This is a genomic window from Marinobacter gelidimuriae, assembly GCF_000372805.1.
Taxonomy (GTDB): Bacteria; Pseudomonadota; Gammaproteobacteria; order Pseudomonadales; family Oleiphilaceae; genus Marinobacter; species Marinobacter gelidimuriae.
In genome coordinates, this window is sequence record NZ_KB889848.1 from 1 (window position 1) to 1,677 (window position 1,677).

Here is a 1,677-nt window from a genome sequence, read left to right on the forward strand (position 1 = left end):
TCATGCAAATGGATAGTTTCACCTTACGCCAAGAAGCCCTAGAATGAGGAAGTGTTCACCTTTATTGGTTGGATTTGAACCCCGAAACTTGAGTAATAAGCGTCATCGCCGGATAAAAGACTTGCTGCACAGAGCGTCCAGCAAGGTTACCGCTTATTGCCTGGAGAACAATATCGGTACGCTGGTGATTGGTCACAACAAACACTGGAAGCAAGAGGTCAACATTGGCAGCGTGAACAACCAGAAATTTGTCGGTATTCCGCATTCCATCCTGATCGCTCAAATCCAATACAAATGCCACGGACTGGGCATAACCACCGTCATTCAGGAAGAGTCGTACACATCCAAAGCGTCCGCTTTGGACAATGACTTCCTACCTGTTTATGGCGAAAAACCTAAAAATGTCGTACCGATATTCAGCGGAAAGCGAATCCGCCGAGGGTTGTATCAAAGCAAACACGGGATTATAAACGCCGACATCAACGGTGCCCTTAATATCCTCAGAAAAGCAACGGGTGAGGCCTTAGGGCTAGCCTGTAAGGGGTTCGTGTCCAACCCCATAACGATGGATCTTATGCCACACAAATCCATCGTTATTAGAAGGGAAAATGCTGCGCAGCCGATGGCCGCGTAGTAGGTTTACCCAGATGCCAACTCAAAATCTTCGATTTAGTGTTGGTAGTTCACACGGCTGTGTATTTGCAGGCAATACCGTCCTTGTTCTTCTCCTCGTTTGCCGTGCTTTCACCAGCCTTCATGCCCGTTGCCGAGATCTTTCCAACATAGGCATCAACCGGGCCGTGGCGCTGAATCATGGTTGCCAATACCTGGTCCCGCATACCGTTCTTCCATTCGCTCAAGCTTATCCTGCTTTTTTTGTCGGTGAACATGCCAAGGCTTGCCTCGCGAAGCATGGCCTCGGCATCTTGGCGGCTGTACCCGCCAGCCAGAAGCTGTGCGTAAGCCTTTCTCATGCGGTCATAATAGATGCCGCTATCGCCTCGCAAGCTGACTGACTTGCCTTTTGCCAGGCCGTTGATCACCCGAAATACCTCATAAACGTTTTGCAGAAGAAAAAGCGGGTATACCAGGGTGAAAAAACCGGCAGAAATAATGGCGGTGTAGATAAGCCCCGCTATAGGGTTCTTCGGTGCGATGCCAGCGGACTTCGCTGCAGACTCGTTGATGTCGTATATCCTCGCCCGCATTTTCACGCCGATGAAGCGCGGCAGGGTCACGAACATGGCAACCCCGATACCGACAAGCGCAAGTGACGTGACCACAAGCAGGATCAGGAGCACGAACCAGTTGCCGATAGTCGCTTGCAGAAATCGGGGTGCATCCCACCATTCGTTTACGCCAATTGATATCAGCGACAGACCGACAAAAAAGAGGCCGGTGAGGATCATGGCAACCATGCCCTGAGTGACCGCGAGCCCTCGTTCGGCGGATACCAATTTGGCTACTTTGGCGGCCGACGATGACTGACCTTCGGTTCTTTGCTTTTGGTTGTACATGGCTGCACCGACACCCCCGAGTACGGTTTTGGCGGCAGAATTGTCGACAGGGCGTTTTGGCTTCATCATCATTTTGCGCGAGAAACCCGGCCCTTTCAGGTCCGGGAGAGATAGCGCGTCACGCAGCGCGTGACCCTGCTCTCGCGGCCTCCTTGTGGTT

At 51.9% G+C, this 1,677-nt stretch carries 2 protein-coding genes; one reads left to right on the plus strand and one right to left on the minus strand.

The genetic code is table 11. The features are described from left to right. Positions 1-43 precede the first annotated feature (43 nt). A complete protein-coding gene (locus A3OI_RS19205; protein ID WP_051078058.1) occupies positions 44-634 on the plus strand; it encodes an IS200/IS605 family accessory protein TnpB-related protein in 591 nt (196 codons plus the stop codon). Between the two features lie 49 nt (positions 635-683). On the opposite strand, the gene A3OI_RS0103250 is transcribed toward A3OI_RS19205, so the two are convergent. Continuing rightward, positions 684-1,589, minus strand: a complete 906-nt coding sequence (locus A3OI_RS0103250; protein WP_018402905.1) for a hypothetical protein — start codon at positions 1,587-1,589, stop codon at positions 684-686. Between the last annotated feature and the right edge of the window lie 88 nt (positions 1,590-1,677).